Source organism: Sandarakinorhabdus sp. AAP62, assembly GCF_000331225.1.
In the GTDB taxonomy this organism is placed as follows: domain Bacteria; phylum Pseudomonadota; class Alphaproteobacteria; order Sphingomonadales; family Sphingomonadaceae; genus Sandarakinorhabdus.
This window is the reverse complement of record NZ_ANFY01000005.1, coordinates 201,194-223,565: the sequence shown is the minus strand read 5'-3', so window position 1 is coordinate 223,565 and position 22,372 is coordinate 201,194. Positions and strand designations below refer to the sequence as shown.

Below are 22,372 nucleotides of genomic sequence, written 5' to 3'. Positions count from 1 at the left end.
GATTTCCTCTGGCGCTCGTTCACCGACCGTCCGCATCGCGGGCCAACGCCGAGGCGAGATCAGCATCACGCTGCAAGCGGCTGTCGCCCATGGTTTGCAGCATCAGCACCACGCCGAACTGGCGGACGCTGTCGGCCATGAACAGGGTGCCGGCGGCCCCGCCCCACCCATAGGCATCGGCCGTGCTGCCCGACCAGCCGGCCCGGCTCAGGCCAGCGCCGTTGCGCGTATCGAACAGGGTCACTCGTCCGCCGGCGCCAAAGCCATGCTGATTATCGAAAAACACGCCGGCCGGCATCAGATTGCTGGTTGCCAGCCGCGCCGTGCCACGCGGCAGGATGGTGCGGCCTTCGAACTGGCCTTCATTCAGCACCATCTGGGCAAAGCGGGCATAATCCCGCGCCGAACCAACAAGCCCGCCACCGCCCGAGAGCAATCGCGGCCGCGTGGTAAAGCCATCCTTTTCCAGCACCGAAATCGGAATCGGCTTGTCCAGCACCTTGCTGGTGCCCGGCGCCGTCCACAGATAATTGGCGGCCAGACGTGTCTTGTCCCTTGCCCAGAAGCCGGTGTCCTTCATGCCCAGCGGACCCAGGATCTGCTGTTCCAGCACCTTGTCGAACGTCATGCCGGTCAGTCGTTCCAGCAGCGCGCCGGCGACATCGAGGCTGACCGAATATTTCCACGCGGTGCCGGGATCGAGCGCCAGCGGCAGGCCAGCCAGCGCCGTGGCCATCACCTGCAGATCGGGCAAGGCACCTTCGCCGGGCTGCAGGAAGGCCGGCACGCTGCCGGGCTGGATGCCCAGGCGCTTGTATTCCTTCTCCAGCGGGCCATTGCCGTTGATCGAATAGGAAAAACCCGCCGTGTGGGTGAGCAGGTGGCGCACAGTGATCTGGCGCGTCGCCGGACGCGATTCGAGGCCCTTGTCGGGATCGACCAGCACCTTCATGTCGCGAAATTCCGGCATGATGTCGGCGATCGGCTGGTCCAGTTTCAACTCGCCGGTGGCAATGCGCTGCATGATGGCCATGGCGGTAATGGGCTTCGACATCGAATAGATGCGCCACAACGTATCAGGCGTGACCTTTTCGCTGCCGCCAAAGGCCGTCACCCCGGCCGAGACAAAAACCGGCTTGTGCCTGCCTGGCTCCACCAGCGCCACGACTGCGCCCGGCACCGCGCCCTTGGCAACATAGGCATCGATGAGCGACTGCACCGCATCATGGCGCAGCGGCGCCAGCCGTCCGGACGGCAATTGCGCTGCCGCTGGCCCGGCCGCCGCCATGGCAATGGCCGACAGCATCTGACGACGATCAAAAGCCTGCATCACTCAAACTCCTTCCAGCAGTCGCGCTGCCTGGGCGCGGGCTTCGGGGGTGACATCCGCCCCAGACAACATACGGGCAATTTCTTCACGGCGCGCCTCACCGTCAAGCGCGGTCAGGCGGGTGCGGGTGATGCCGGCGTCCACCGATTTCTCGATCCGCCATTGCGTGTGGCCGCGCGCGGCTACCTGCGGGCTGTGGGTGACCACCAGCACCTGGGCTTCGCCCGCCAGGCGCGCCAACCGCTCGCCGATGGCCGATGCCACCGCGCCGCCAACGCCGCGATCAATCTCGTCAAAGATGATGGTGCCGGCACTGCCGGCACTGGCCAGCGCCACCTTCAGCGCCAGGATGAAGCGCGAAAGTTCCCCGCCCGAGGCGATCTTGATCAGCGGCGCGAAATCGGCGCCAGGGTTGGTGGCGATCTCGAACTCGGCCCGTTCCTGCCCGTCGGCTCCCCATTCGCTGGCCGGCAACGGCGTGATCCGCGTGCGAAACCGGGCCGCATCCAGCTTCAGCGGCTTCAGTTCGGCCGCCACGGCCGCGTCCAACCGGGCTGCGGCCATGGCCCGCGCCGCACTCAGCGTGGCGGCGGCGCGCCCATAGGCCGCTTCGGCAGCCTTCACGGCCGCATCAAGGACCACCAACCCTTCCTCGCCGGCCACCAGGGCTTCGGCCCGCGCTTTCAAGGCCGCCGCCAGATCCGGCAGGGCTTCGGCCTCCACCTTGTGCTTGCGGGCCACGCCGCGGAGTTCGAACAGGCGGCTTTCCACCTGTTCCAGCCGGGCCGGGTCCGCATCCAGCGCGCCAACAGCTTCGGCGAGGCGGGATTCCGCCTCGCCGGCTTCAACGAGGGCCCGGTCGAGCGCCTCCAGCGCGGCAGCCAGCAAGGGATGCTCCGCCGAAATCCGGTCGAGCCGCCGTGCCCCCTGCCCCAGGGTGGCGCTGCCCTGGCCGAACAGATCGGCAATCGTCGCCAGATCGTCGGTCAGCCGCGCACCCTTCTGCATGGCAGCGCGGGCCAGCGCCAGTTCGGCTTCCTCGCCCGGCTGGGGTTCCAGCGCTTCCAGCTCGGCGACGGCATGGTCCAGCCACTCGCGGTCGCGCTGGTCGGTAGCCAGGCGTTCCCGCGCGGCTTCGGCGGCAGCGCTGGCCTCCCGCCAGGCGGCCCAGGCTTCATTGGTGGCAGCCAGGGGCACCGCAAGGCCACCAAACTGGTCGAGCAAGGCGCGGTGCCCCCTGGGGCTGAGCAGCCCACGCTCATCATGCTGGCCGTGAATTTCCACCAGGCAGCCGCCCAGTTCGCGCAGCAATGTCGCCGAAACCGGCTGATCGTTGACGAAGGCCCGGCTGCCGCCATCGGCCTTCAACTGGCGGCGCAGGATGATGGCGCCATCACAATCCAGATCATTTTCGGCCAGCAGCGCCCGCACCGGATGGTCGGGCGCCACGGCGAATTCTGCCACCACGCGGGCGGTATCGGTGCCGGCCCGCACCAGCGATGCATCCGCCCGGCTGCCCAGCACCAGGCCGAGCGCGTCGAGCAGGATGGATTTGCCGGCCCCGGTCTCGCCGGTGAGCACCGCCAGGCCCGGCCCATGCAAACTTGGCGCGAACTCGATGGCCAACGCCTCGATCAGCACGACATTCTGGATGGCAAGCGCGGTGAGCACGGCTATGCTGTTAGCTCATTGCCACGCTGCGACGCGAGAGGCATTTTCACACACCCGAATGCCCGCCATTTGGCATTCACGCTTGCACTGGCGCGAAAATCGAATATAGCCGCGTGCTTCTCTGTCAATCCGGGGTTCTTGCCCGGTCTTTTGCCATGGCCAGCGTCACGGCACAGCCAGGGTTGGGGCACCCCACCGGTTGATGGATCAAACGACCGTTCAGATTGATGGATACAGGTGCCTCATGGCCGTTCCCAAGCGCAAGACTTCGCCTTCCCGCCGCAACATGCGTCGCAGCCACCATGCGCTGACTGCGACCCAGTTTCAGGAATGCCCGAATTGCGGCGAACTGAAGCTGCCGCACAACATGTGCGGGGCCTGCGGTTTCTACAACGGCCGCGAAGTCGTTTCCGTCGAAGCCTGATCCTGGCGCCCGGCGGGCTGGCCCGGTTCCTATGACAGGCATGCCAAACCGGGATCCGGTCATCGCGCTCGACGTGATGAGCGGCGATGCCGGGGCTGCCGAAGCCATCGCTGCTGCTGACATAGCTGCAGAACGCTACCCGCGCCTGTCGTTCCTGCTGTTTGGCCGGCAGGACGTGATCGCGGCCGAACTGGCGCGCTGGCCGCGGCTGGCGTCGCGGTCGCAGACCATCCATTGCGAAGATGTCGTCGCCATGAGCGACAAGCCCAGCCAGGTGCTGCGACGTGCCCGCACCACCTCGATGGGCATGGCCATTGATGCGGTGAAACAGGGCCAGGCCAATGTGGCCCTGTCAGCCGGCAATACCGGCGCGCTGATGGCGATGTCGCTGTTTGCGCTGCGCACCATGCCGGGCATCGACCGGCCGGCGCTGGCCGCGGTGCTGCCAACCCTGAAATCCGAATCGGTGATGCTCGATCTGGGCGCCAACACCGAATGCGATGCCCGCAACCTGGTGCAGTTCGCGGTGATGGGCGCGGCCTTTGCGCGCACCGTGCTGGGGCTGGAACGGCCAAAGCTCGCCCTGCTCAACATCGGTGAAGAAGAATTGAAGGGCACGGACGAAATCCGGGCCGCCGCCACCGTGCTGAAAGGCGCCCGCCTGCCGATGCAGTTCCTGGGCTTTGTCGAAGGCGACAAGATCGGTTCCGGCGATGTCGACGTGGTGGTGACCGACGGTTTTTCCGGCAACATCGCGCTGAAGACCGCCGAAGGCACCAGCCGGCTGGTCACGGGCCTGCTCGGCAACGCCTTCCGCGCCTCGATCTGGGGCAAGCTCGGCTATTTCATCGCACGCGGCGCCCTGCAGTCGCTGCGCGCCCATCTCGATCCCAATGCCCACAATGGTGCTGTGTTCCTGGGTCTCAACGGTCTGGTGGTGAAAAGCCACGGCAGCGCCAATGCCCGCGGCCTCGCCAATGCCATTGGTGTGGCGCATGATCTGGTGATCGGGGACGTCAGCCGCCGCATCCGCGACGATCTGGCCGGCATCGACATGGCGTCTGCCACCACAGCCGAGCCGGATGCAGCATGAGCAAGCGGCGTTCCGTCATCATCGGCACCGGCAGCTATCTGCCGCAGACCGTGTTGTCCAATGAGGATCTGGCCGCCCGGCTCGACACTTCGGATGAATGGATCATCGAGCGCACTGGCATCCGCCGTCGCCATATCGCGGCGGAAGGCGAATTCACTTCTGATCTCGCCGTCGAAGCCGCGCGGCGGGCGCTGGCAGCCGCACAACTGACGCCCGACGATATCGATCTGATTGTCGTTGCCACCGCCACGCCCGACCAGACTTTTCCGGCCGTGGCCACCGTGGTGCAGCACAAGCTGGGCATGATGCATGGTGTGGCCTTTGACGTGGCGGCTGTCTGCTCGGGTTTCCTCTATGCCCTTACCGTGGTGGATTCGCTGCTGGCTACCGGCGCCCACAATCGCGCGCTGGTGATCGGTGCCGAAACCTTCAGCCACATCCTTGATTGGGAAGACCGCACCACTGCCGTGCTGTTCGGTGATGGTGCCGGCGCCATCGTGCTGGAAGCACAAACGCAGCCCGGCGAAAATTCCAGCGATCGGGGGGTCATCGCCTGCCGCCTGCACAGCGATGGCCGCTACAATGATCTGCTCTATGTTGATGGCGGGCCGGGTTCCACCGGCACCACCGGCAAGCTGCGGATGAAGGGCAAGGAAGTTTTCCGCCACGCTGTTGTCAATCTTTCCAGTGTGATGGGCGAAGTTCTTGAGGCAGCGTCTTTGAAGCCGTCGGATGTCGCCTGGGTAGTGCCGCACCAGGCCAATCTGCGCATCCTGGAAGCCACTGCAAGGAAACTGAACCTGTCGCCCGATCAGGTGGTGGTGACGGTGGACCAACATGCCAACACATCGGCCGCCTCGGTACCGCTGGCGCTGGATACGGCCGTGCGCGATGGCCGGATTCAGCCGGGCGATCTGCTGCTGCTGGAAGCCATGGGCGGCGGTTTCACCTGGGGCGCTGCTGCCGTTCGCTGGTAAGCCTTGAACGCCCTGCGACAGGGTGCGACAATAAATATAGCGAATCAAAAAAAAGCGCGTAAAATCACGCGATAACAGGGCACGCTTGCCGCTTTGTCTCACCAATCGGGTCAACCGCTGTCGGGCAGGCAGCAAATGGGGGAGAAGTCATGGCCACCACAGCATCTGCAGGAAGCGTCACACGCGCTGATCTGGCTGATTCCGTCCATCGTGAGATCGGCCTGTCACGAACGGAATCAGCGCAACTGGTCGAACAGGTTCTCGACCGGATCAGCGAGGCGCTGGTTGCCGGCGGCAACGTCAAGATTTCCAGCTTTGGCAGTTTCGTCTTGCGCAGCAAGGGCTTGCGCGTTGGCCGCAACCCCAAGACCGGGGTGGAAGTGCCGATCGAGCCGCGCACGGTGCTGACCTTCCGGCCCAGCCAACTGCTGCGCGAAGCCATCAACAAGTAAGGACTGAGGCGGCCAGAGGAATGGGCAGAACGTGACCGACAAATCCGATACAGCGTTCCGCACCATTTCCGAAGCTGCCGACGAGATTGGCGTCCCGGCGCACGTGCTGCGTTTCTGGGAAACCCGCTTCACGCAGTTACAACCGCTGAAGCGCGCCGGCGGCCGGCGCTATTATCGCCCGGTCGACATGAGCTTGCTGCGTCAGATCAAGGCCTTGCTGCACGATGATGGCATGACCATCCGCGGCGCTCAGCTGGCGCTGACCGGCAAGGGCGTGGCCGCCAAGGATGTGCCGCCGGCACCGGCCATGGCAGCGCCGGTTGTGGCGGTGGCGCCCGCCCGCAGCCCGGATCGTCAGCGCCTGATCGCCATCCGCGATTCCCTTGTCGCCGCCCTGGCGGCCTGAGCCGCCCATGCGCTGCATTGCCCTGTTCAGCGTGAAGGGCGGAGTGGGCAAGACTGCGCTGGCCGTCAATCTGGCCCATGCGGCGGCAACGCTTTCCGGCAGGCGCACCCTGCTCTGGGATCTGGATGCCCAGGGCGCTGCCAGCTGGTTGCTGAAGGTGGAGCCCCGCGCCGGTGCCAAGGCCCGCAAGGGTCTTGCCGAGGCCGATCTTTCTGACTTGGTCCAGCCCACCGCGTTCCCCAATCTGGACGTGCTGGCCGCGGATCGCTCGCTGCGCCGGCTGGAGGCCGATCTTGCCACGGAAGGTGAAAAGAGGCTGAAAAAGGCCTTGAAATCGCTGGAAGATCGCTATGATCGAATCATTCTCGATTGCCCGCCTGGCCTGACCGAGCTGGCCGATCAATTGTTTCGCGCCGCCGATCTGGTGGTGGTACCTCTGATCCCCTCACCGCTTTCGACGCGCGCCCTGGTGCGATTGACTGAGCATCTCGGCAGCGAGATGAAATCACCGCCATCGGTCATGCCGGTGTTCTCCATGGCCGATCGCCGCAAGGGGCTGCACCGCGAAGCCCTGGCGCTGCACCCTGATTGGCCCGTGATCCCCTATGCGGCTGCCGTTGAAGCCATGACCGCCACGCGCACGCCATTGCTGGCGGGCCGCAGCAGCCCGGCCGCCACGGCCATCGCCGGACTTTGGGCCGATATCGAGCGGCGGCTGACCGCTTGATCTGACTGCCGCAAGGCCAGACCCGCTCATGCCGAGCTTGTCGAGGTACGCAGGAAGGGTGGTGCGTGCCTCGACAAGCTCGGCATGAGCGGTTCAGCCTTGTTACGGGCAGGCCTACACCGTCAGCGACATTCCGCGATAGATGCGGCTGCGATAACGGCTGTCCTCCGCATCCGGCAGCGGCGCACCGGCCAGCAGCACGGCCCGGGCAAAGCGGCGCACTTCTTCCTCATGCTCGGCGGCATTGCGCGGCTCCTCGGAGCGCACGCGGCGGGTGAGGTTGATCTGGTTCACCGCCACTTCGTGCACCAGCCGCTCATTTTCCACCGCGATGGTCGCCGTGAAGGCATGCAGCGTCGTCTTCACGAAATTGGCCAGTGCGAAGGCGCCCTTGGCGCCCTCACCCATCGGCACATCCGGCGATACCAGCACCAGCTGGCATTCGTCGAACAGCGACACCTTGCGGGCGATGCGGAAATGATGGGTCAGATTATGCTCCACCACATCGGCAAAGCCGTCACCATCCAGCGGGCTTTCCGCATCGAACAGCTGGTCCGGCAGGGCTTTCAGCGGGGTCGAAACGATGGTGGTGGGGTGGCCCCAGGTGGCCAGCGCCTGATCCATCGCGGCTTCGATATCGCCTTCGATCAGCTGCGTTTCGATACGGCCGCCCTCGGCGATATGGCCCTTGATGGCGTCGGCACCGGCCGCGCTGGCCGTGATCAGCACCACGCGCGCCACGTCGCAATCGAGGAAACCCCTGGCCGCCGCGCCGAGATAGTCAGCGAGATGCTCGCCGACCAGCCACACGGTCTTGCCGCCCATCTTGGCAAGGCGCTCGGCCTTGGGGCTGCCAAACAATTCGCGTTCGGTGTTGGACCGTTCGACGTTGAGACCTCCCGACGGCATGAAGGTTTCGCCTGACACGGCGCGATCAGCCAGGAAGAACACCGTGGCCTGCGCCACTTCCGTCTCCGTGGGCATCTTGCCCAGATGAAGCTGGCTCAGCACGCCGCCGCGCACCTTGGCGGCTTCACGGCCGATCTGGGCCAGCGGAAGCCAGGGCGTATCGTCCGGTGGCACGCGCAGCAGCCAGTCATTGGCGTCGCGGGTCTGCCAGTCGGTGCCGATCAGCCAGCCGCCCAGCCGCAGTCGCTTCAGCAGCTTGGCCGCCAGCGGCGGGGTGAGGATGAAGCGATCCCAGCAGCAGACCTCGTCCCCTTCGCGGGCGCAGGCCAGGGCCAGGTCGCGGATCGGCTGCGGGTTGGAACGGTCATGGCTCAATTGCACGCTGTCATTGCGGGCAAGGCGTGACAGCAATTGCGCGACCGGCGCGCCGCCGCGTACCGCCTTGATCACGGCGGCATGGACAGCATTGAGCCGCTTGTTCTCCAGGATCAGCCGGCCGCGCCGCTCGAACAGGCCGGGCTTGCCGCCCAGGCCGGCCAGGCGATCACCATCCACCGGGCCGGGCGCAATGGCGTTGATCTGGATTTCCGGGCCGAGGTGACGAGCCATGGATTCGACCATGGCGCGCTGTCCCGACTTGGAAACGGCATAATCGGTGCGGTTGGGGTAGGAGACAGCGAGAAACTTCTCACCACCGAAGTAACTGGACACATTCAGGATATAGCCCGAACCTTGGCGGCGCATCATCGGCACCACCATGTGCATCAGGGCATAGTTGGAGATGAGGTTGGCAAACTGGGTGTGGCGGAAATTCTCCACGCCCATGTCAACGGCCATCTCTTCCGCGCCCGACACGCCGGCGTTGTTGATCAAATAGTCGATGCGGCCAAAGGCGCGCACCGTCTCGTCAACAGCGTGCTTCAGGCTCTTCATGTCGGCCACATCGATACCGGCCAGCGTGCGCACGCGGCGCTCGACCCCGGCAAAGCCGATATCCTGCAGTTCGCCCACAATGCGTTCGCGCGCGGCATCCAGTTCGGATTCGCGGCGGGCGACCATCATCACCTTGGCCCCAGCCAGCGCCAGCAGGCGGGCGAGCGCGCCGCCGATGCCGGCTGAACCGCCGGTGATCAGCGCCACCTTGCCCAGGTGCAGGCCGGTGATGTTTTCCGCCGTGCCCGCCAACGCACGGCGCGCGCCGGTGGCGCGGCTGATGCTGGCGGGGATGTAGAGATTGATCGGCTCGATATGGCGACCGCCGAGCAGCAGGCGCGCGGCATGGCCAGCGGCAAAATCGCGGTTTTCCGCTTCGCCATTGCCAAAGCGCACGATCTGATTGCCCCACACCGGGCGGCGCGTCTTGCCCTGCGCGGCGGCGACGCGGGCTTCATCGCGCCACACCCGCAGCAATTCCTCGATGGCCGCACGGCCGACATCGGCCCAGCCATTGCCGGCACCGTCATCAGCATTGGTGATGAACAGCACGCGCGGATCGGCGGGCAGATCATCGCTCTGCTGCCAATAACGGTCGAGCGTGCGGGCCACGGCAATGGCGCCTTCGAGTTCGTCATCCACGAAGCGTTCGACGGCGGCATCACTGGCCTGCGCCAGATCGCCGGTGAAATAGCCGGCCCCGCGCGTTGGCAGGATGATGGCACCATCTATGGGCGCAACATGCGCGGTAAAGCGCGCCAGTTCGGCATCCATCGCCATATGATCGTGGCGCGGGAAGCGCACCGCCTTCACGCCGGCGGGCAGCCGTTCGGCGGCATCATCCAGCGCCGCCTGGGCGTGGAAGCCCAGCAGCACCTTGGCCCCCTGCCCGGCGAACAGGCCGGCCATGGCCAGCGTGTCGTCCAGCTGGTTGCCGGCGCTGATCAAGATGCCGTGGCCATCGCCATCGATGGCGCGCAGATCGGGCCGGTGCAGGAATTCGCTGCGCGATTCCAGCGGCACGGCCATGCCGTGGGTGACTTCGAAATCATGGGCGGCAAAGGCGGCGCTTTCGTCGGACCCCAGGAACACGCAGGTGTTGGCGATATCGGCGGGCACCGGGAAGGTCTTGGCCTTGGCCTCGTCGCCCACGCTGCGTTCCAACGCCATCAGGTTAAAGAAATGATTGGCGGTGCTGCCCGCGTCATCGCCCTTCAACTTGTCCATCGCCGCAAACACGGTGCGAATGCGTTCGGACGCAATCGGACCGGGATAGAGCTGGTTCACCCGGATTCCGCGCGTGCCGAGCTCGCGCGCCAACCCCTTGGAAAGGATGTTGAGCGCCGCCTTCGGCACCGTGTAGGCCGCGCGGCCGAAATAATCGGTGCGGCTGAAGATGGTGGAAACATTGATGATGCTGCCGCCCTCGCCCATTGCCGGCGCTGCGGCGCGCACCAGGTTCCAGGCCACCACCATGATGTTGCGGGCGGCGTCGCCCACGGTTTCGCTGTCGGGCGTGCCCTCAAGCTCTTCGGTTAGCAGCGGCAGATCGCCCAGCACCTGCTTCGGCCCCGCCGAACCGGCGTTGTTGACCAGGATATCGATGCGGCCGTGGCGAGCGACGATTTCGGCGATGCCAGCGCGCACGGATTCGATATTGGCACCATCCATGGTGACGATGCTGGCCGTACCGCCCACATCGGCCACGGCGGCATCCAGCGCGGCCTGGGTGCGGGCCGCATCACGGCCGCTCATCACCACGGTTGCGCCTTCGGCCAGGTAACGGCGCACGATGCTGCCGCCCAGATTGCCGGCGGCGCCGGTAATCAAGGCCACCTTGCCGGCGAGGCGGCCGGATGCGCCGGGCTGCGGCGCGGACATGGGTTCACCGCCCTTGGTCTTCGACATCGCGTTCATTCCCCCTGCCCCTTCAGTGAGGCCCAGGCCTCGTACAGTTCATCCTTGCCGCGCAGGCCCATCGCCGGCAGCGCGTGATTGACGATATAGGTCGCGCCGGTGTGGCGGTTGTCCCACATGCTCTGGTGCGCTTCCGGCAGGCCTTCCCACGGCACCACCGTCGGCTCGGTCACATCGAGGATGCCGGCCGCGATCATGTCGTTCATGCGGGTGACTTCATAGGCGTTGCACAGGTGGGTGCCGCGGATCTCCGCCATCGGCATGATGATCCGGCGCTGGCGGGTCCACACCTGCGGCGCGTAGAAGTTATAGCGCTGGCCGGCCATGTCTTCGCAGTAGACGACGCGGCCAGTGAACGGCTTCACCAGCGCCGTGGTCACGCCCAGCGTGTCCTGCTGGCTGCGTTCCAGCACGATATCCGGGTTGCCGCGCGGATTGTCGGGCGAACGCAGCAGCTTGCCGACGGCGTTGCCGAAGGGCTTCAGCACCTTGTCCTGGAAATGGCGCACGGCCTCGCGGAAATTCTCGATATCCTCGCGCGCCACCGGCAGGCGCGGCATGGTGTCGGGCCAATCGAAATTGGCACCCTCCCGCCGCTTGATGCCTTCGAGGCTGACAACGCCGGCCACTGCATCTTCAAAGCCGAGGCTGAGGATGAACTCGCGCTGGCCATCGGTGTTGGTGACGACGACGATGCGGCAGCCCAGGCCGCGCGCCGCCTCGATCATCTCGAGGCCGGTCTCGTCCGCCAGCTGGGTGGTGCCGGGGCCGTAGAAGATCAGCACCGCCTCGCCGCCACGCGCGCCGGCACGGGCCAGCATGGTGACGGGATCGGAACCGCCCTTCTTGCCCATGAAGCTGAGGTGATAGCCCGACGACGCGCCATAAAAGGCCAGCACGCCGCCATCGCCCAGCAACTGGAACGAGCGCGGGAAGGCGGTTTCGCCGGCGTGGCTGACGGCATAATCCGCCAGCTTGCCGCCATTGATGGCCTTGTATTCGGTCACCAGCGCTTCGCCAGCCTGCTCCCAGGCCGCCCAATCGGCCTTGGTGCCATCGGGGACGGGCGTGAACAGCGCCTTGAAGCGCGGATCGGTGCGATCGAGCGCACCGACGGCGCCCTTCGACTTCACGAAGTCGGCGCGGGCCGGGCTGGAGACGAGGCCGGTGACGGCGAGGCCGCTGGCCTTGGCCGATTTCAGCGCATCGAGGCCGGTGCCGGTGGCGGACCCTTCGATGAAGATGGTCTTGCCGCCGACGATCTCGAGCGTGGTATAGAGGCAGCGCCAGATGGTGCCGAGGTTGAGGATGTAGCTGCCGGCCTGTTCCAGCGTCAGGTCACCGGGCACCGGGTGCAGCTGCGGCGCCTGCACCGTGAGGAACTGCGCGTGGCTGCCCGATTTGGTCTCGTACCCCTGGATGGCGAAATCGGCATACATCGGGTCCCGCCCGGCCTGCGGGGACAGCAGATCCGAGGTGCCGGAATAGACCGCCACCATGTCCCCCACCTTCAGGCGCCCCTGCCCGCGCACTTCGCTGCCCAAGGCTGCGACCAGCGCCAGACCACCGGAACCGGTGAGCTGCACATCCTCCTCGTGATTGTCGAATGGGGAGACGGGGATGCCGGTCAAGGCCCAGATATCGTTGAAGTTCACTTCGCTGCTGAGCATGTACACCAGCGCCTCGTTCGGCTCCGGCTGCGGCGTCGGCACGATCAGCTGCTTCTCGTGGCTGGCGGGCGGGCCGAACTGCGGCGCACCGGTATCGGGGCTGCGGGCGATGCCGAAGCCATATTGATGGCCGGGGATCGGGGTGACGCCGGGGAAGAAGGGCGCGCCCACCGGCAGCAGGTCGCCAGCCGCTTCCAGGCGCTTGGCCTTGGCATCGAACTCGGCCTCGATATGCACGCCGTCGCGGCGGACGGGCAGCGGCGGCGCCTTCTTGTCCATGAACAGGCGGATGCCGGTCTTGCCGCCATCGGGATCGACCACGGCCTGCGCGAACAATTCGGCTTCGCGGGCGAGGCCGGCGGCCATGCCCTGGGTCCAGCCGGTGCGGATGGCGTCGATGGCGCGCATCCCCGCCTTGCCGCGGCCGGCCCAATCGAGCTGCTTCAGGATGCGCTGCACGAAGTCGTCGCTCAGCGCGTGATCGAGATCGACATGGCCTTCATGCTGCCAGGCGCTCTTGGCGGCCTTGCGGCGTTCGGCCCAGGCGCGGCCGAGATGGCTGGTGTCGCCGAGGCGGACGAACTCGCGCACGGCCGCATGGGCGAGGCTGAGCGCGTCGTTCGACCCATCGGCAATGGCATCGATGGCGCCCATTTCGAGCGCAGCCGACGCCTCGACACTGCGGCCGCCCAGGATCAGGTCGAGCGCGTCGAGCATGCCTTCCGGCCCGCGCCGATCAGTGAGCAGGCGCGGCAGGCGCTGGGTGCCGCCATAGCCGGGCAGCAGGCGCAGGCGGATTTCCGGCTGGCCAAAGCGGGCGTGGGATTCCGCCACGCGATAATGGCAGGCCAGCGCGAACTCCATGCCGCCGCCGAGCGCCACGCCCTGGATGGCGGCCACGCAGGGCTTGCCCATCTGCTCGATCTTGCCGAACGCCAGCTGGGCGTTGGCCGGCAGCACGCGGGCCTCCTCCAGCGTGTGGATTTCCTCCAGAAACTGGCGGATGTCGGCGCCGGCGACGAAGCTCGCCGTGCCGTCACCAGTGAATACCACGGCGGCGACATCGTCGCGGCGCGACAGATGTTCGACGACAATCACCAGTTCATCGATGGCGCGTTCGTTGAGCGCGTTCACCGGCGGGTTGGTGATGAACACCGTCGCCACCTTCTTGCCGGGCGCCACCGTGTTGTACTGGATGCGGAAATAGCGATAGCGGTCGAAGATGTCCTGATCGTCGGACAGGCGCTGCTTGCGCTCCCAGGCGGTGATGACGCGCTTGAGTTCGTCGAGGCTTTCGGGGTTCTTCAGCGTCGTCACGTCGCCAATGGGCGTGCCCTCCACCAGCGCGCGCACCATGCGGCGCATATATTTGCCGCTGCGGGTTTCCGGGAACTGGCTGACCGTGATGAAGTCACCCGGCACCGCCACCGCGCCCTTTTCGGTGCGGACGAGATCGGCGAGGCGGCGCTCGTCATCGCGGGTGATGACCTGGCCCGGCGCGGGGGTGATGAAGGCGAGCGGGGTCAGCCCCTTCTCACGGTGCGGCGCACCGACCACGAGCACGTTGCCGACAGGGCTTTCCGGGTTCAGCGCCTTGTCACGCAGGATGGCGCCTTCGATTTCCTCGGTGCCCATGCGGTGGCCGGAGACGTTGATGACGTCATCCGAACGGCCATGCAGCGAGAAGCCGTCATCATCGCCCTGGACGGCGAAATCGCCCTGGGTATAGGCCCAGACGCCCTGCCAGCGGCCCCAGTATCCATCGCGCCAGCGGTCGGCATCACCAGCCCAGTTGCCGGCAACCTTGCCATCCTCGACCCGGAAATTGTCGCTGTCGCCCCACACGGTGCGCGCCAGATAGGGATAGGGCGCGGCGATGATGATCTCGCCTTTCTCTTGCCTGCCGGCCTTGCGCCAGGTGACGCCGTCCGTGCCGTCGCGGGTCAGCAGCACGCGGGCGTTCTTGTCGCCGGCTTCATCTTCCACCCACACGTCCCCGACGATCCACGGCAGCGGGAAGGTGCGCGCGTCGGCGGCCAGCGGGAAATCGCCGTTGCCATAGAAATGGGTCCAGGCAATGCCGCCATGCTCGGTCGCCCAATAGCTGTTGATATATTGCGGCGTGATATTCGCCATGCCGAAGGCCTGAACGGGGGGCGAGCAGGGCTCGGCGCAGAAGGTGGCGACGCGCAGCTTGGTCAGGTCGTAGGCCTGGATGTCCTTCAGATTCTGCGGGTCGGTCATCACCGCCTTGAGGAAGGTGACACCGGCCTTGAAGATGGTGACATTGTGGTTCTCGATCATCGCGGCAAAGCGGCCGGCGTGCGGGAACACCGGCGAGCCTTCGGCCAGCACGGTGGTGACGCGGGACAGCAGCGCAGCAGCGATCATGTAGCTCTGGCCGGTGATCCAGCCCGGATCGGCGACGACGAAGATGGTGTCGCCCGGCCGCGCATCGAAGGCGACCTTCATCGTCTCCATGATGCCGCTGGCATAGCCGCCGTGGACATGGACAACGCCCTTCGGCTTGCCGGTGGAGCCCGAGGTGTAGATGAAGAACAGCGGATATTCGGCATCGACCGGCAGCGGCTTCGACGCCTTCCACAGCGCAGCGACAAAGGCCTCGTCATCCAGTGCGTGCAGCGCCGCTTCATCGGGCAGGCCGGCGGCGGCCAGGATGTCGGCCAGCGCGGCGTTGGTGAGATCATGGCTCCACACGTCGCGGTCGCGCCAGACGAGATCGGGCACATGCGTGTGGTTGGCGACGATCACCGCATCGACGCGCGGCGGGGTAGAGACCAGCGCTTCGGCAATGGCGATACGGATGCGCGCCGATTGGGCGGCATCCACTTGGCCGTCCTTGCCCAGTTCCGCCAGCGCCCGGCCAAGGCCGCGCATGACGTCGCCGCGCTCGACGGTGACTTCGCCCTTCAGCGCCGTCGCCACGATACCGGCCATGGCCGTGCGCGTGTCGGCCGACAGGCCCAGATCGGCTCCGTTCAGCCGCTCTTCCAGCAGGCGCAGCGCGACCGTGACCGGCACATAATTGTCCAGCGCCGGATCGGTGTAGGCCGTCTTGAACGGCACTACCTGGGCGTTGCGATAGCCGCCGTCCGCCGTGATGACGATGCGGGCACCGGCATCGTGGATGCGATCAGACAGGGTCTTGTCGGAAAAGCCGCCGAACACCGGCGTGTAGATGACGCCGATGCGCTTGGCGCCTTCCGTCCAGTACAGCTGGGCCGGCACGTTCGGCATGTTGAGCGCGATGCGGTCACCCGCCTTCAGCCCCAGCTTGGTCAGCGCAACGGCGCACTTGGCGGCCTCCAACAACAGCTGGCGGCGCGAGACGCTGAGGCAATCCACCGGCGCACCACGGCCGTTGTTGGCGGCCAGATCCCAGCGGTCGCCTTCGAAGATGAAGGCGGTCTCGGCGCCGTGACCGGCCAGCACATGGCGATCCAGCTCGTTGAAGGCGGCATTGGTGCGGCCGCCTTCGAACCAGCGGAAGTTCGGTGCGTCATCCGCGTTGAAGGCACGGGCCCACGGCGCGAAATCGGCCGGCAGATCGGCGTTCACCGGCGCCGCAGTCTCGGCATCCCAGCCCATCCAGCGGCCATCTTCGCCCCGGCTGGCCCAGGCCTTGCGTCCGCCCACATCCACCAGCCAGTGCAGGTTGCGCGCGGCGATCCTGCCGTGGAACGCGCCGGGATCGGCCAGCACTTCGGCGCGCATCGCATCCCAATCGGCGCGGTTGCGCACCGGGTTGATGCCGGGGGTCGGAACCGGAGCGCGCGTGGCGGCGGCGGGATCGTACATGCTCGTTCTGCCCAACTGATGCCGCAGGCCCGATTGCACCGAGCCAACAGACAGGAAACTTTGATGAGGCAGCCGTTAGAGTAATATTATGTCCGCGCCTAGATAGAAGCGGCAACATTCGAACACATGCGACATTCTGCCCTGCTCTCGCGACACAGGGCAGCGGCAGGATGTGCGGTGACGGCGGTGAGTGGTGGCTTTCGCCCGTTCAAAAGGCGTTCTTGGGCAGCAGCACGGCCCCAACGGTGCGCACCAAAATGTAGAGATCAAGCCAGATCGACCAGTTCTCGATATAGTAAAGGTCGTGCTCGAAGCGCTTGATCAATTTCTCTTCGGTGTCGGTCTCGCCACGCCAGCCGCACACTTGCGCCCAGCCGGTGATGCCAGGCTTCACCTTGTGGCGGGCGGCATAGCTTTGCACGACGTCGGAGAACAGGCGGCCACCGGCGCGCGTTGAGGCGGCGTGCGGGCGCGGCCCCACCAGCGACATGTCGCCCAGCAGCACGTTGAACAGTTGCGGCAGTTCATCGATGCTGGTGCGCCGCAGGAAACGCCCGATCCGGGTAATGCGCGGATCATCGCGGCTGGCCTGGGTGATATTCTTGTACTCCAACTGCTCATGATACATGGTGCGGAACTTGAAGCAGTTGAAATTCTGGTTGTTGAAACCTTCGCGCGGCTGCCGGAACAGGATCGGACCGGGCGAATCCAGCCTGACAGCCAGCGCCGCCAACAGCATGATGGGCGACACGCCGATCAGGATCAGCGCCGTCAACAGCTTGTCTTCCAGGGTCTTCACGATCGCCGACATGCCGGAAATCGGCCGTTCGAACAGGGTCATCACCGGAACGTCGCCCAAGATGACCACCGGTCGGCGCGCAAAGGTGAAGCTGACCAGATCGGGCGCCAGCCGCACCTTCACCGGGGTCAGCACCAGCCTGGCCATCACGTCCTGCAGGCGGCGTTCGGCCGCCCATGGCAGCGCCACCACCACCTGATCGATCATGCCTTCGCGGATCATGCCAATCAGCGTGGTGAGATTGCCCAGCACCGGCACGCCAGCCGCTTCCGTGGGCAGTCGATCGGGGCGACGATCATCGAAGATGCCAACCAGCGTGATTGTCAGGCGATCATGCGCCTGCACATATTCGGCAAAGCGCACGCCCTGCGGCCCGGCCCCGAAGATGGCGACGCGTTCGTTGAAGGTGCCACGCTTCTTGAGGCGACGCACCCACATGGTGGTAGCAATGCGGGTGAACAGCAAGGCACCGCCGCCGGCAACGAACCAGCTGATCGCCCAGGCCCGCGACACTTGCTCGGAGGATTTCAGCAGAAAGCCGATGGTGATGAGGAAGAGGGCCGCCATTGTCCACGCCAGCAGAACCCGGCGCCAGCCCAGCCGCAGGCTGAATTGCGCTTCGATGTCGTAACTGCCCAGGCTTTCGGCCAGAACGGCAAAGGCCAGGCTGGCGATCAGGGTGACGCGCGTATAGATGGCAACATTGCTGCCCAGATCTGTGGGTCCGATCTCGACCAGCATCAGGCCAGCCAGGCCCACTGCCATGAATTCCAGCAAGCGCACAATGAGGATCGCCAGGCCAAGCGGCATACCCGGCCCACCAGCAGCGGCAGCGGTTGGTGCAGGCGTCGCCGTGGTGATCTGATGGTGACTGTTCACGACACGGCGCCTCCGCCCAGCGGTGGGCAAAAACCATGACGAACCGGAAATATTCTGGCCAGCCGCTGCCAGATTGCTATAGAGGCGCAAGTGAAGGAGTTGATTGCATGGAAACGCCATACGACTGGTTGACGGTAATGACCTTCGCCGGCCTGATCGTGCTGTTCCTGCAGCGCAGCCAAGGCGAACCGCGCGACCATCTCTGGCAATATATGGTTGCTGCTGTAGGCTGTGCCGTAACCAACTATCTGGGCAATGAAGCCATGAAGTCCGGCGAGATGCTGATGCATGCCGGTGCCGTGGCGCTGTTCATTGCCACCATCGGTTTCATCTGGCGCGTGCTGCAGCCCTTCAACCAGGGCTGATCGCTGCTTCATGCCAACTGGGCCGCAAGCGGCCGTCCAACAAGCGCCGGCAGATCAACCGCCGGCACAGCTTTCACCAGTTCACGCGCGAACTCTGCCAGCTGGTCACGCACGCCGGGTTCCGGCGGCACGGCACAGCTCAAGCGCACCAATATGCCATCGGCAATATAGCCCGCCCATTGCTGCTTCAGCTTGGCGACACGTTGTTCGGTGCCGTTGGTGGGCAGATCATCGCCAACGCGCGTCCAGTAGGTGATGGTTTCGATCCGGCGTTCGGATTCGGCGACCAGCTCGCGGATCGGCAGTTCCACCCCCGCCGCCAGCGGCAGCCGGGCCGACGTGGTGCCCGAGACCTGAAAACCCACCGCCGTGTAGCACACCTCTGGACGGTGCAATTGCAGCAGATCATTCTGCACCGGGCCATAAGCCATCACCAGGATCACCGGCAGCCGCGATTCCGACACATAGACCCGGCTGAGCACATCGCCATACAGCTTGGCCGACAGCGTGCCTTCGGTGCGCGGCATGACGATGCCAGGGGTGGGCACATAGGTCCAGCCGCCCAGCTTCTTGGGCACGATGGCTTCCAGTTCATGCCCCTTCGGCATCAGCACCAGCCGGCCGCGCGGCACCAGCGCAGCGGCCCCGCCAGCACCGGCCAGCAAGGCGCCGCCCAGCAGCACATCACGGCGATTGATCCCGCTCATGCAACCTTGCCTTCGAGGCGGCGGCGGATCGGGCTGAGCGCCCAGTCCAGCGCGAAGATGAACAGCAGCGCCGACACAAAGGTGACCATGCCGGCGAAATTGTGCAGATAACCCTGCGCCATGGCGTTGCCCAGGTGATAGGTGATCAGCACCAACGCCGCAACCCGCACGCAGTTGGCGGCAATGGCGATCGGGATCACCATGGCCAGCAGCAGGAGCGAATAGAGCGGGTTGGAGCCGCGGATCAGATAGACATAGAACAAGCCGATCGCGGTCAGGCTGACCAGCGAATTGAGGCCGGAACAGGCGTCTTCCACCAGCAGCTGGTAGGAACCAATGTAAAGGGTGACACCCATGCGACCGACCGGATAGCCGGCCGCCGCCAGCGAGCCCGTGACCAGTTCGGAGACAAACTCCTTGAGCGGCAGGGTGATGGTATCAAGGAACCAGCCCGGGATGGGCACGACAAAGCCGAGATAGACGATCGGGAACCACAGCATGGCCGCGACCTTCAGCCCCCAATATTGGTGGGCAACCGCCACGATGGCCAGCAGCAGCGCTGCGGCTTCGATGCTGATGAATTCGAACGCGCGCCCTGCCACATAGAGCGGAATGGCGACGGCAAAGGCGGACGCTGTGAGCAAGGGATTGCCTTCCTGACGGGCCGCCATGATTTCATCTTGCCGGCGCCATACCAGCCACAGGCCGGTGACCAGCACGATGATGCCGTGCACGCCGGACTCTTCCTGCCATGGCCCCTGCGCCAGCGCGAGTAACGTCGGCAGGCCCATCGCTGCCAAGCCTAGCCACATCGGCCAGTGCGCCAGCAGCACCGCCCGCCAATCGGTTGCGGGCGGTGCCGCAGCCGGCGCTATTCCCCCCGTATCCGGCATCAGAACTCGTTCAGCACCGCGCCCACGACAGCGCAGCGGGCCGCCGCCAGCTGATCGGTCAGGGTGTTGATGTCCTTGTAGAAACTGTGATTTGAGCGACCGACCACGAGGGCATAGGCCGCGCCTGCTCCAACATTCAGCGCATCGGCGCTGGTGTTGGCGGCCGGCGTGTCAAAGATCACCAGATCATATTCACGCAGCAGCGTGTTGACGCCGTCGCGGAAGCGGTTGCCCGACAGCAACTCCTGCGGGCGGCTGGTCGGCGGGCCGGCCGTGATCAGCGCCAGGCCAGGCAGCACATTGGCATTCACCACGCGTTCCGGGCGGGCAACCTGCAGCGACAGGAAGCTCGACAGGCCGGGCGCATTGGGATCGAGGCCAAAGATCTGGTCCTGACGCGGCGAGCGCATGTTGGCATCGACCAGCAGGATCTTGAAACCGACCTGACTGAGCGCCACAGCGAGGTTGGCGGCGACCCACGAACAACCATGGCCATCGGCGGTGGCCACCACAGCCAGACCGCGCCGGCCGTTCTTGATATGCTGGGCGATCACCGATGTGCGCAGCATGCGGATCGATTCCGCCCGCACCGAACCAGGATCAGACAGCACCACCAGTTCGTCCGACACCGGACGGCGGGCGATATTCTGCAACGCCAGGCTGTTTATCAGCTGTTCTCGGGCGCGATCCAGATCATCGGTCGTGATGAAGCCCAGTTCCAGCGCTGCCTGATCGAAATCCAGGCCGCGTTCTGCGGCATGGACCTGCACCTTGGCTACCTGATCCTGCGAAAGATAGCCGAGCCGGGTGAGCACATCCCGGATGGGCGCGTCATAGCGGTCGTTGCTGTCCGTGCTGCCTGTGACCTGGCTGGCGGCGGTCCCATCGGTTTCGGCCTCGGTGGCGCCGATGTCGGTTTCGATATTGTCCATGGGATCACTACTCATTCGGCTGGCTGCATGCCCGACGCGGTGGTGTTACCGCGCGCCAGGATGCGCTTGAGGATCTGGTGCCATTCCGGCTTGCGACGTTCGGCGATGACGGCAAACACCGGAACGCGGGCCGCATAGCTCAAGTCTTCGGCGCCGCGAACCCGGCGGTTCACCAGTTCGACGAACAGCCCAAGAACGATGCCCAGCGACAGGCCGGCACCGACGGCCAGACCGATGATCAACGGCCAGTTCGGGAAGGACGGATCCTGGGAAACCGTGGCATCGCCCAGCACGACGAGGCCGGCGTCGGCCACATTCGATTCCAGCTGCAGATCGGCGGTGCGCTTGGCAGCGGCTTCATATTGACCGCGCCGCAGGACCACTTCGCTGACCAGCTGATTCAACTGGTCCAGCTTCTCTTTCATGGAGAAGACCTTGGCACGCTGCGCTTCATAGGCTGCTTCGATCTGGGCAACGCTGCTGCGCGATGCGCCTAGCTGGGCCGCGCCGGCCTGGCGGGCAGCGGCCTGCTCGCGGCCGAGCTGACGTTCCAGCTGCTGCCGGCGCGACAGCATGGCGATATAGGTCGGGTGCTGCACGCCCAGACGTTCCGACGCCATCTCGATCTGGTCGTTGAGCGTGGCCAGTTGCACCTTCAGCGTATCGACCACGCTCGATGTGGTGGACTGCTTGACCGCCTCGAACTGCTGCATGCTCTCGTTGCTACGCGCCGCGGTCAGCGCGGCCTGCAGACTGGCCAGCTTCACCGTTTCGGCTTCGCCGCCCGAGGTCATCACGATGCCGTTTTCCTGCTCGAACTTGGTCTTGGCCGATTCGGCGGCTTCCAGCGCCTTCAGGGCGCGATTGGCTTGTTCGCGATACCATTCGGCGGTCCGGCCAGCGCTGTCGGTACGGAACTTCAGGCTGTTTTCGATATAGGCCTCACGCAGGGCGTTGGCCGTGCGCCGTGCCACTTCGGGATTGCTGGCCTCGTAATTGATGGCGAGAATGTTGCTATTCTCGATGAGATCGACGCGGGTGCTGGCAATGATCCGATCGGCAACCCAGCGGCGGAAATCGCCGTTGCCGCCGGTGGCGGATTGCCACTGCGCCAGCAGATCGGCATTGCTTGTCAGGCCCAGCTTGTCCACAGCTTCACCCGCGATGCGATAATCCTTGATCAGCTCCATCTGGGTGCGCGTGAAGCTGCGCAGGCCCAGCGCATTCATCATGGTGCCGGTGACCGGGTCAGGCTTGAAATTGTCCATCAGCACGCGGGCCGTGGCCGGAAAGCGGGCCGGCAGGATCTTGCCCACTGCTCCTGCCACAATCAGGGCGAGGATCATGCTGCCAAAGACGATCCATCGCCGGGCCACCAATATACGCAGAAGCTGAATGATGCTCATTTTCTCATGCCAGTTTGCCTGGCCCCTTTCCCATTACCCACCGCAAGAACGCGCATTTCAATT

16 protein-coding genes are annotated in these 22,372 nt (G+C 65.4%); 7 read left to right on the top strand and 9 right to left on the bottom strand.

Translation table 11 applies throughout. The annotated features are described in order from the left end of the window. Nucleotides 1-19: 19 nt before the first annotated feature. Together D619_RS15700 and recN are read right to left on the bottom strand one after the other, a co-directional pair. A complete protein-coding gene (locus tag D619_RS15700; RefSeq protein WP_081587049.1) occupies nt 20-1,330 on the bottom strand; it encodes a serine hydrolase domain-containing protein in 1,311 nt (436 codons plus the stop codon). A 3-nt stretch (nt 1,331-1,333) separates the two neighbouring features. Beyond that, entirely contained in the window at nt 1,334-3,001 is a 1,668-nt protein-coding gene (gene recN / locus D619_RS0105540; RefSeq protein WP_017667582.1) for a DNA repair protein RecN, read from the bottom strand. Between the two features lie 244 nt (nt 3,002-3,245). Here recN and rpmF point away from each other — a divergent pair, with 244 nt between their 5' ends. The 6 genes from rpmF (at nt 3,246) to D619_RS0105510 (ending at nt 7,080) form a co-directional block, all read left to right on the top strand. Beyond that, on the top strand, nt 3,246-3,425 hold the full coding sequence (rpmF, locus tag D619_RS0105535; RefSeq protein WP_017667581.1) for a 50S ribosomal protein L32: 180 nt from the start codon (nt 3,246-3,248) through the stop codon (nt 3,423-3,425). Between the two features lie 40 nt (nt 3,426-3,465). Further along, entirely contained in the window at nt 3,466-4,518 is a 1,053-nt protein-coding gene (gene plsX / locus D619_RS0105530; RefSeq protein ID WP_017667580.1) for a phosphate acyltransferase PlsX, read from the top strand. Next, nucleotides 4,515-5,495, top strand: a complete 981-nt coding sequence (locus D619_RS0105525) for a beta-ketoacyl-ACP synthase III (RefSeq protein ID WP_017667579.1) — start codon at nt 4,515-4,517, stop codon at nt 5,493-5,495. The genes plsX and D619_RS0105525 overlap by 4 nt, the downstream gene beginning before the upstream one ends. Nucleotides 5,496-5,644: 149 nt before the next feature. Next, nucleotides 5,645-5,947 (top strand): integration host factor subunit alpha, encoded by a 303-nt coding sequence (locus D619_RS0105520; RefSeq protein WP_017667578.1) that lies wholly within the window; start codon nt 5,645-5,647, stop codon nt 5,945-5,947. A 31-nt stretch (nt 5,948-5,978) separates the two neighbouring features. Next, nucleotides 5,979-6,353, top strand: coding sequence for a MerR family transcriptional regulator (locus D619_RS0105515; RefSeq protein WP_017667577.1), 375 nt, complete (start codon nt 5,979-5,981; stop codon nt 6,351-6,353). 7 nt (nt 6,354-6,360) lie between these two features. Further along, complete coding sequence (locus D619_RS0105510) at nt 6,361-7,080, top strand: ParA family protein (protein ID WP_017667576.1); 720 nt, start codon at nt 6,361-6,363, stop codon at nt 7,078-7,080. A gap of 114 nt (nt 7,081-7,194) precedes the next feature. Here D619_RS0105510 and D619_RS0105505 read toward each other — a convergent pair whose 3' ends face one another. The 3 genes from D619_RS0105505 to D619_RS15695 all read right to left on the bottom strand — a co-directional run bounded on the left by D619_RS0105505 (nt 7,195) and on the right by D619_RS15695 (nt 18,006). Next, nucleotides 7,195-10,839 carry an SDR family oxidoreductase gene (locus tag D619_RS0105505; RefSeq protein WP_017667575.1) on the bottom strand — a complete coding sequence of 1,215 codons (3,645 nt, stop codon included), beginning with the start codon at nt 10,837-10,839 and terminating at the stop codon, nt 7,195-7,197. Then, nucleotides 10,836-16,328: an AMP-binding protein gene (locus D619_RS0105500; RefSeq protein ID WP_017667574.1), complete on the bottom strand. Its 5,493-nt coding sequence runs from the start codon at nt 16,326-16,328 to the stop codon at nt 10,836-10,838. Before D619_RS0105500 ends, D619_RS0105505 begins: the two co-directional genes overlap by 4 nt. Nucleotides 16,329-16,536: 208 nt before the next feature. After that, the gene (locus D619_RS15695; RefSeq protein WP_193743255.1) at nt 16,537-18,006 is read right to left on the bottom strand and encodes an undecaprenyl-phosphate glucose phosphotransferase; all 1,470 of its coding nucleotides are present in this window, start codon (nt 18,004-18,006) and stop codon (nt 16,537-16,539) included. A 107-nt stretch (nt 18,007-18,113) separates the two neighbouring features. Between D619_RS15695 and D619_RS0105490 the strand changes: the two genes are divergently transcribed. Continuing rightward, nucleotides 18,114-18,371 carry an XrtV sorting system accessory protein gene (locus D619_RS0105490; protein WP_026090749.1) on the top strand — a complete coding sequence of 86 codons (258 nt, stop codon included), beginning with the start codon at nt 18,114-18,116 and terminating at the stop codon, nt 18,369-18,371. Between the two features lie 8 nt (nt 18,372-18,379). Here the strand turns inward: D619_RS0105490 and epsI are convergent, their stop codons facing one another. The 4 genes from epsI to D619_RS15680 are packed head-to-tail and all read right to left on the bottom strand — an operon-like array spanning nt 18,380 to nt 22,309. Then, nucleotides 18,380-19,078 carry an exosortase-associated protein EpsI, V-type gene (epsI, locus tag D619_RS15690; protein WP_017667571.1) on the bottom strand — a complete coding sequence of 233 codons (699 nt, stop codon included), beginning with the start codon at nt 19,076-19,078 and terminating at the stop codon, nt 18,380-18,382. After that, the gene (gene xrtV, locus D619_RS0105480) at nt 19,075-19,971 is read right to left on the bottom strand and encodes an exosortase V (RefSeq protein WP_152417310.1); all 897 of its coding nucleotides are present in this window, start codon (nt 19,969-19,971) and stop codon (nt 19,075-19,077) included. The genes epsI and xrtV overlap by 4 nt, the downstream gene beginning before the upstream one ends. Then, complete coding sequence (locus D619_RS15685) at nt 19,971-20,918, bottom strand: hypothetical protein (RefSeq protein ID WP_152417309.1); 948 nt, start codon at nt 20,916-20,918, stop codon at nt 19,971-19,973. The genes xrtV and D619_RS15685 overlap by 1 nt, the downstream gene beginning before the upstream one ends. Continuing rightward, complete coding sequence (locus D619_RS15680) at nt 20,915-22,309, bottom strand: Wzz/FepE/Etk N-terminal domain-containing protein (RefSeq protein WP_017667568.1); 1,395 nt, start codon at nt 22,307-22,309, stop codon at nt 20,915-20,917. Before D619_RS15680 ends, D619_RS15685 begins: the two co-directional genes overlap by 4 nt. Nucleotides 22,310-22,372 lie beyond the last annotated feature (63 nt).

What these genes read in the sequence shown, in the direction of transcription:
- D619_RS0105490 (WP_026090749.1), top strand. Translation starts at nt 18,114, where the DNA reads ATGGAAACGCCATACGACTGGTTGACGGTAATGACCTTCGCCGGCCTG.
- D619_RS0105500 (WP_017667574.1), bottom strand. Translation starts at nt 16,328, where the DNA reads ATGTACGATCCCGCCGCCGCCACGCGCGCTCCGGTTCCGACCCCCGGC.
- D619_RS0105520 (WP_017667578.1), top strand. Translation starts at nt 5,645, where the DNA reads ATGGCCACCACAGCATCTGCAGGAAGCGTCACACGCGCTGATCTGGCT.
- D619_RS15685 (WP_152417309.1), bottom strand. Translation starts at nt 20,918, where the DNA reads ATGAGTAGTGATCCCATGGACAATATCGAAACCGACATCGGCGCCACC.
- D619_RS0105505 (WP_017667575.1), bottom strand. Translation starts at nt 10,839, where the DNA reads ATGAACGCGATGTCGAAGACCAAGGGCGGTGAACCCATGTCCGCGCCG.
- rpmF (WP_017667581.1), top strand. Translation starts at nt 3,246, where the DNA reads ATGGCCGTTCCCAAGCGCAAGACTTCGCCTTCCCGCCGCAACATGCGT.
- plsX (WP_017667580.1), top strand. Translation starts at nt 3,466, where the DNA reads ATGCCAAACCGGGATCCGGTCATCGCGCTCGACGTGATGAGCGGCGAT.
- D619_RS15700 (WP_081587049.1), bottom strand. Translation starts at nt 1,330, where the DNA reads ATGCAGGCTTTTGATCGTCGTCAGATGCTGTCGGCCATTGCCATGGCG.
- epsI (WP_017667571.1), bottom strand. Translation starts at nt 19,078, where the DNA reads ATGAGCGGGATCAATCGCCGTGATGTGCTGCTGGGCGGCGCCTTGCTG.
- D619_RS15680 (WP_017667568.1), bottom strand. Translation starts at nt 22,309, where the DNA reads ATGAGCATCATTCAGCTTCTGCGTATATTGGTGGCCCGGCGATGGATC.
- D619_RS0105525 (WP_017667579.1), top strand. Translation starts at nt 4,515, where the DNA reads ATGAGCAAGCGGCGTTCCGTCATCATCGGCACCGGCAGCTATCTGCCG.
- D619_RS0105510 (WP_017667576.1), top strand. Translation starts at nt 6,361, where the DNA reads ATGCGCTGCATTGCCCTGTTCAGCGTGAAGGGCGGAGTGGGCAAGACT.
- xrtV (WP_152417310.1), bottom strand. Translation starts at nt 19,971, where the DNA reads ATGCCGGATACGGGGGGAATAGCGCCGGCTGCGGCACCGCCCGCAACC.